This window comes from bacterium, assembly GCA_035530055.1.
In the GTDB taxonomy this organism is placed as follows: domain Bacteria; phylum UBA6262; class WVXT01; order WVXT01; family WVXT01; genus WVXT01.
The window spans coordinates 1-7,263 of record DATKVN010000049.1 but is presented as its reverse complement, the minus strand read 5'-3'; the positions used below and the strand labels follow the sequence as shown (position 1 = coordinate 7,263).

At 41.8% G+C, this 7,263-nt stretch carries 8 protein-coding genes; 7 read left to right on the top strand and 1 reads right to left on the bottom strand.

Going from position 1 to position 7,263, the window contains the following annotated elements; genetic code table 11:
• The first annotated feature begins 46 nt into the window (after positions 1 to 46).
• From VMW39_04230 to VMW39_04210, 5 genes are all read left to right on the top strand, one after another.
• Positions 47 to 1,138: a YIP1 family protein gene (locus VMW39_04230; protein HUW23219.1), complete on the top strand. Its 1,092-nt coding sequence runs from the start codon at positions 47 to 49 to the stop codon at positions 1,136 to 1,138.
• Positions 1,107 to 2,819: a DNA polymerase III subunit gamma/tau gene (gene dnaX / locus VMW39_04225; protein ID HUW23218.1), complete on the top strand. Its 1,713-nt coding sequence runs from the start codon at positions 1,107 to 1,109 to the stop codon at positions 2,817 to 2,819. Before VMW39_04230 ends, dnaX begins: the two co-directional genes overlap by 32 nt.
• A 15-nt stretch (positions 2,820 to 2,834) precedes the next feature.
• The gene (recR, locus tag VMW39_04220) at positions 2,835 to 3,434 is read left to right on the top strand and encodes a recombination mediator RecR (GenBank protein HUW23217.1); all 600 of its coding nucleotides are present in this window, start codon (positions 2,835 to 2,837) and stop codon (positions 3,432 to 3,434) included.
• Positions 3,435 to 3,644: 210 nt separating this feature from the next.
• A complete protein-coding gene (gene corA / locus VMW39_04215) occupies positions 3,645 to 4,709 on the top strand; it encodes a magnesium/cobalt transporter CorA (protein HUW23216.1) in 1,065 nt (354 codons plus the stop codon).
• A 19-nt stretch (positions 4,710 to 4,728) separates the two neighbouring features.
• Positions 4,729 to 5,451 carry a TrkA C-terminal domain-containing protein gene (locus VMW39_04210; GenBank protein HUW23215.1) on the top strand — a complete coding sequence of 241 codons (723 nt, stop codon included), beginning with the start codon at positions 4,729 to 4,731 and terminating at the stop codon, positions 5,449 to 5,451.
• 103 nt (positions 5,452 to 5,554) lie between these two features.
• Here the strand turns inward: VMW39_04210 and VMW39_04205 are convergent, their stop codons facing one another.
• Positions 5,555 to 5,944 (bottom strand): methylglyoxal synthase, encoded by a 390-nt coding sequence (locus VMW39_04205; GenBank protein HUW23214.1) that lies wholly within the window; start codon positions 5,942 to 5,944, stop codon positions 5,555 to 5,557.
• Between the two features lie 250 nt (positions 5,945 to 6,194).
• Here VMW39_04205 and VMW39_04200 point away from each other — a divergent pair, with 250 nt between their 5' ends.
• Positions 6,195 to 6,752, top strand: a complete 558-nt coding sequence (locus VMW39_04200) for a flavodoxin family protein (protein HUW23213.1) — start codon at positions 6,195 to 6,197, stop codon at positions 6,750 to 6,752.
• Between the two features lie 27 nt (positions 6,753 to 6,779).
• Positions 6,780 to 7,263: hypothetical protein (locus VMW39_04195; protein HUW23212.1), on the top strand; the 484-nt coding region annotated here is incomplete at its 3' end.

The following is a 7,263-nucleotide window of genomic DNA, read 5'->3' as shown; positions in this document are numbered from 1 at the left end:
TGGGGACACAATACTTAATTAGAGTGATTATTCGAAAGGGGTCAGAGTGATTAAATGTCCAAAATGTGGTTATGAGAATAAGGATGATGCATTATACTGCGGAATGTGCTACGAACCGTTCAGGAAAAAGGCAGAACCTCCCGAATTTTCTGAACCCGGAAAAGAAAAAGGTCCCTCTTTGCAAAAAGATGTATGTACTAACCATCCAGACCGCCCGGCGCAGGGATTCTGTGCAGTCTGTCAACGCGATTTCTGTTTTGACTGTCTTCAGGAGAAAAATGGACAATTAGTTTGCAATCAATGTTCTACAGGAGTAGTACCGAAAAGAACAAAATATGGGCAAGAAATCACGCGTGGGCAATACGGGATATTCACTCCAGAAAAGGGTTTTTTCCGTAAATGCTGGGAACTAATTATATATCCCAGGAGATTTTTTGAAGAATTACCTCAGGAAGGTGGTTTTGGCGCACCAATAAAGTTTTACATAGTAGCATTAGGTTTGTTGCTTGCGGCAATTTGCATACCCACATTAATATTTTCTCTCACCAAGCCGATGAATCAACTCGCCGCCTTGATGGGCGTGGGGATTTTGTTCTTAATCTTCTCTTTAGTTGGCTTGTTGGGCATATTGGGTCTTTTTATTAATGCGGGTATTTACCATTTCTTTGTGATGTTATTTGCCGGAAAGAGAGGTTACGAACAGACTTTTCGCGTAGCTACTTATACAGCTGTGGTCACTACTGTTTGGACTATTGGTTTATACCTTCTTTTGCTTATTTTTGTCGGGGGTGACATATTATCAGGATTCCTTGCTTTCGGTGCTACTAAATCACCTGAAGTTATTCTATATCTTGCTGAACAATTTAAGAGCACTTTGTTGTTCTGGACAATAATTTATGCTCTATTCTGGCTTTATGTAACTTTTATTGTCCAGGTAGAAGGATTCAGGAAATTTCAAATTCTTACCACTCCTAAGGCAATTGGGGTTGTAATTTGTCCTGTTATTATATGGACTTTATTCAGTTTTCTTATTCCTAAGAAAGAAAAAGTACTCTATCGCAAAAAATATGAGATAAAACAAATCCATTACCATATAGAAGGTTACGATGTCTTACCTGGTATTAGCACTAAAATATAGACCACAAACGTTCGATGAGATTGTAGGGCAGGAGCATGTCTCTAAGACTTTAAAGAATGCCATTACCTCAGGTAAAGTTGCCCACGCTTACCTTTTCTCAGGTCCCAGAGGCATAGGCAAGACAACCACTGCACGCATCTTAGCTAAAGCACTGAATTGTAAAGAAAGCCCCACACCCCAGCCCTGCAACAAGTGTATATCCTGTGTGGAAATTGTCAGAGGCAGTTCCATTGATGTTCTGGAAATCGATGGGGCATCCAATAGAGGGATTGATGAGATAAGGGCTTTAAGGGAGAACGTGAAATTTGCTCCCATCTCCTCCCGCTACAAAATCTACATTATTGACGAGGCGCATCAGATTACTCATGACGCTTTCAATGCTCTTCTGAAGACCCTGGAAGAACCTCCCCCCCACGTCATCTTTATGCTGGCCACCACTCAGCCGGAGAGGATTCCACCCACCATTCTTTCCCGATGCCAGAGGTTTTCCTTTAAATTGATTCCTCAGAAGAAAATCTTTGACAGACTAAATTACATTGTTGGAAAAGAAAAACTAAAAATAGAAAAGGAGGTTCTTAATCTAATTGCTTACAGAGGAGAAGGAAGTCTCAGGGATGCCCAGAGCCTGCTCGACCAGGTTATCTCTTATGCTGGCAATAAGAAGATAGGATTAGAGGAGACAAATTTCATTCTGGGTGTTCTTCCATTTGAGCGCCTGGTAGAATTTTCCGACCTCATCGCTGAGCACAAAGGCAGAGAGATTCTCTCCCTCATAGATGAGATAACCGAATCCGGTTATAACCTCCACCAGTTTATCAAAGACCTGAGGCAACACTTCAGGAATATGCTGCTTATAAAAGTGTTAGGAGAGAATACGAAAATTTTGCAACTTCCCGATAAGCATCTGGGAATCCTTCTCAAAAAAGGAGCACAGTTTACGGAAGAAAACTTGGTGAGGATTATCGACCTTCTCAGCAAGACCTACGAATCTATGAAGTGGAGCGAACAACCGCGCCTGGTGATAGAGGTAGATATGTTCCGTCTATGTCAGCCATATATCCCCATTGGAGAGATTATTGAGAGAATCAGGAAACTGGAAAAGTCGCTAACCCTTGAAGAGAAAAAAGGGGAACCGCCTAAGGAAAAATATATCCCCCCGGTAGAGAAAGCTTCTCCCAAAATTAAGGAGAAGGAGGAACCGTATGCTGCAGGGGTTTCTCGGATTGAAGAAATTACAGAGCGCTGGGAGGAAGTTCTCGAATCTGTCAGGAAACAGGATACTCCTCTCCACTCTTGCCTTCTCGAGGGTTTGCCAGTCCGTATGGAAGGAGAGCTCCTGTATATCGCTTTCCCCAAAAGTTACAGTTTCCATAAGGACAGAGTAGAGAAAAAGTCGAATATTGTCGAACAAGCTATTAAGGAAGTTCTGGGGAAAGAAATCAAGATAAAATGTATGACTGGCGAGATTAATGCTACCTCGCCGACAAAAGAGAAGGTGGAGGAAGATGAGTCAGCTCCTGAGGAGTTTTTAGGAGAGTCTGAGCCAGAGGAGAAAGTGGCGGCTCCCAACCAGGAGCCGGTTTTCAATTCCGAGGAAAAAAAAGAAGTTGACCCAATTGTAGAAAAAGTGATAAAAATGTTTGAAGGAGAAATCGTAAAGGAGAAACCTGAAAAAGAATAATTTCGGTGAATTAAAATGCCTATCCATTCCAAATCTTTACAGAGACTAATCTCGGCTTTGCACCGTTTGCCGGGCATCGGGCCGAAGAGTGCCCAGAGGTTAGCATTCCATATATTGAAGAGTTCCCGGGCAGAGGCTAATGAATTAGCTCAAGCTATTCTCGCAGCAAAGGAGAAGATGAAAAGCTGTTCTGTTTGTGGCAATATCACTGATAGCGACCCTTGTTTGATATGTGATGATTCTACCAGAGATGGAAGTACCATCTGCGTCGTAGAACAGCCGCAGGACATCTTCGTTTTTGAAAAGATGGGAGAGTATAAAGGAACGTACCATGTGCTTATGGGTGCACTTTCTCCCCTTGATGGAGTTGGTCCTGACGATTTAAAGATAAAGGAACTGGTCACAAGAATTGAACAGGGAAATATCAGAGAAGTGATAATCGGTACAAATCCAAATGTGGAAGGCGAAACAACTGCTGCTTATCTCTCGAAACTCATCAAGCCTCTGGGAGTCAAGGTGACCCAGCTGGCACAGGGAATGCCTATGGGCAGCGACCTGGAGTATGCCGATGAAGTCACCCTGGCCAAAGCCCTGGAAGGCAGGCGAGAGGTTTGAAATTACGATTCCTCTCCTTAATTGGCTTCTTTATTTAAAGCATGTCTCCCTATGATGAGTAACTTGTAGGAAAAAAGATTGTCTTTCCTATGAAACCCAGGGGTTCGGACTCTCACGATATTGTTTTTTGGGAAGGCGAGGTCGGTACGATGAAGGCAAGGTTTAAATAGGGAATGGAGGCAAAATAGTAATTCAGGGAGGTAAATAGTAATGGCAAGAATTATAAAAAAAGTATCAAGGAAAGCCGGCCTTCCACCAGGTACTCTAATCCATGTGGGTAAGAAGGGAGAAGAAAGGGTAAATATTTCCATCATTGATTACGATGAAAAGCACTATCAGGAGAAAGAAACAGAAAACATTGAAGAGAGCTTTCCTTTTAAGGATAAGCCGACTGTAAGCTGGATAAATATAGAGGGCATTCATAAAATAGAAATCATAGAGAAAATCGGGAAACATTTCAATTTGCACCCTCTTTTGCTGGAAGACATTTTGAATACTGACCAACGTCCCAAAATAGAAGATTTTGATGATTATATTTTTGTTGTCTTGAAAATGCTTTATTATGATGAAAAGGAGAAAGAAATAATTTCAGAACAAGTTAGTTTAATTATTGGTTCAAATTTCGTTATTTCTTTCCAGGAAAAAGAAGGAGATGTCTTTAACCCCATAAGAGACAGAATCAGAAATGCTAAAGGGAGAATAAGAAAAATGGGTGCGGATTATCTTGCTTACGCTCTGATAGATGCAATTGTGGATAACTATTTCATAATTTTGGAGAAAATCGGGGAAAAGGTAGAAGGAATGGAAGATGAGCTGGTGACGAATCCTACTCCTGAGACCTTGCAGACAATCCACAATTTAAAAAGAGATACAATTTTCCTGCGCAAGTCAGTGTGGCCCCTAAGGGAAGGCATTAGCGTCCTGGAGAGGTCAGAATCTCCACTTATTCAGGAATCAACAGGCATATTCCTTAGAGATGTTTATGACCATACTATTCAGGTTATTGACACCATAGAGACATTCAGGGATATGGTTTCCGGGATGCTCGATATTTACCTTTCCAGCATCAGTAACAGGATGAACGAAGTGATGAAAGTGTTAACCATAATAGCTACCATATTTATTCCGTTGACTTTTATCGCCGGTGTTTATGGGATGAATTTCAAATATATGCCGGAACTGGAATGGCGCTGGGCGTATTTTGGCGTCCTGGCCATTATGCTTGTTGTGGGTATTTTGATGATTTCTTATTTCAGAAGAAAGAAATGGTTTTAAAGCAAAAAGGAGGCATCTTATGAATTTACTATTATTCATATTTACAGTCATTGTGTCATTTATAGCGGTAAGAATAGGAGCCATTGCATTCCAATTGACGGGTCTGGAATGGTCCTTAGCTAAATTCCAGTCGCTGTCCTGCTTTACAGCAACGGGATTTACCACAAAAGAAGCGGAACTGATTACCGGTCACCCTCAAAGACGGCGTATTGCCACAATTCTTATTATAATAGGTCACGCGGGTTTTGTTACCTTAATTGGTACATTTGCCAATTCATTAAGACCAGCCGCTACTATGCCTAAATTTACCATTCCCTTTTTACACGCTATTATTCCTTCCAGCCTATTGCCATGGATAAATTTGATAATTATCATATTTGCCGTTTACGTCATTTATAAAATTTCTACTCGCACCAGATTCGCCGTAAAAGTAACCAATTTCTTAAAAGCACGTATAATTAAAAGAGAAATTGTTAAACCTGTTTCTTTCGAGGAGCTTTTAGTGGCCACTGGTGGTTATGGTGTGTCCAGTATCGAAGTTTGTAAAGACAGTCCTGTATTAAATAAGACAATCCTTGAGTCAGATTTAAGAAAACACGATATTACAGTTCTGGCCTTGGAGAGGGAGGGACAGACGATTCCTAACCCTTCAGCAGAGACAAAAATTCTCTTGGGTGATAAACTTGTATGTTTTGGGAAGTTAGAAAATATCAGAACAGAATTATGCTTATCCCCTCAATAATTATGAGAGGTTTAATATATAAGATTCGCATGGTCAGGAACCTGGAGTATGCCGACGTAGTTACCCGGGCTAAGGCTCTGGAAGGGAGGCGAGAGCTCTGAAATTATGAATTTTCTTCTTTTAGCAGCGGAGAAGATATCAAAAAGTCGGCCGTGGAGTGATTACAAGCAATCGGTATATCGTGCAGGACAGCCAGCCTGAGGACTGCTTTTACGTCCACATCGTGCGGCTGGATGGATAAGGGGTCCCAGAAAAAAATAACAAGGTCTGCCCTTTTTTCTGCTATCATAGCTCCCACCTGGGAGTCTCCTCCCAGAGGGCCACTCAGAAGAAGGTGGACCGGTAATCCCACATCTTTTATAATTCTTTCTCCTGTTGCCTTGGTTGAATAGATTTCGAACTTTTGCAATGTGCCTTTGTTGAATTTTGCCCAATCAACCATATCCTTCTTTTTGCCATTATGAGCGACAAGTACCATAGTCTTCTTTTTCATTGTATTTGTACTCCTTTTACTGAATGATTTCTTCATACTGTCTTCAATATAGCATATCTGATAAGAAAAGACAATATATTTGGCTTTTATTTAGCGGCAAAGCGTAAGCTTTGTTTCTCGTAGGGGACGGACTCTGTGCCGTCCCTGCCTTTGGGCGGCCACAGAGTGCCGCCACTACATTGAGGCAGAGCTGTCGCTCTGCAGCTACAATGAATATACACACTGTGCAGTGGAAAAAAGGAGGTAGCAAATGAAAAAAATTCTTGGCATTGCGGGAAGTCCCCGTAAAGGAGGTAATACTCACATTTTGGTTTCCCAAATCCTAAAAGGCGCCAGAGAAGCGGGCGCCAGGACAGAGTTAGTATCCCTCAGCAACTTGAGAATCAAGGAATGCGATGGATGCCATACCTGCTGGGACACTGAAGTCTGCAGAATTAATGATGGAATGACACGAATCTACAAAAAACTTATGGATAGCGATTGTATAATTTTGGGTACTCCTATGTACTGGTTTGGACCAACAGTTGCCATGAAAGCCCTTATAGACAGGCTGATCTATTTCTGCGATTCAAAAACTGCAGATAAGATAAAGGGGAAAGAGGTCGTTTTAGCTATAGCCTTTGCAGATGACGACCCCAGCACTGCAAATCCTCTTTTGAGGATGATGGAAATGAGCGCAAGATACCTGGGAATGAAGCTGAAGGGGAAAATACTCGCGCCCGGCGTGGCAGAGAAAGGCGCCATAAAGAAGAAGAAAAGTAAGTTGAAAGAAGCTTTCAATCTGGGACGTTCAATTGGCCGGACGTAGGATAATTGTGATTTAAAAGGAGGCGAATTGGAAACGATGGAAACGGCCTGGTATTTCAGGCTTTTCTATGTACACGTCTTAAGTTTTGTTATCCATGGGCTTCTTCACGTAATCATAAGAGCGAAAAGAATGGGTTTACCACCTGGCAAGTTCTGGATAATAGTTGCTTTGATAGGCGTCATTGCAGGATGGGTGTTGATGTGGTTTGTCCCCTTTTCCATTAATCTGGCTTTCTGGATTGGGCTTGTTATAATTGTTTTTGGAGGAGTAGTCTATGGCCTGGGCTACATCGCGATGAGAGAGCACCCTGAGAAAAAGAAGGCTGTTGTAGATTGGGGTATTTATAGAGTCAGCAGACACTCTCATGTCCTGGCAGGTACAATTTGTCTCCTGGGCGTGATTGTAATGGGATGGAATTTAACATCTGGTATGTATAAGTTGCTGTGGGTCTACTTTGCTATATATAGTATCGCATCCCATTTTTATGTCCTTAACGAAGAAAAAGCAAATA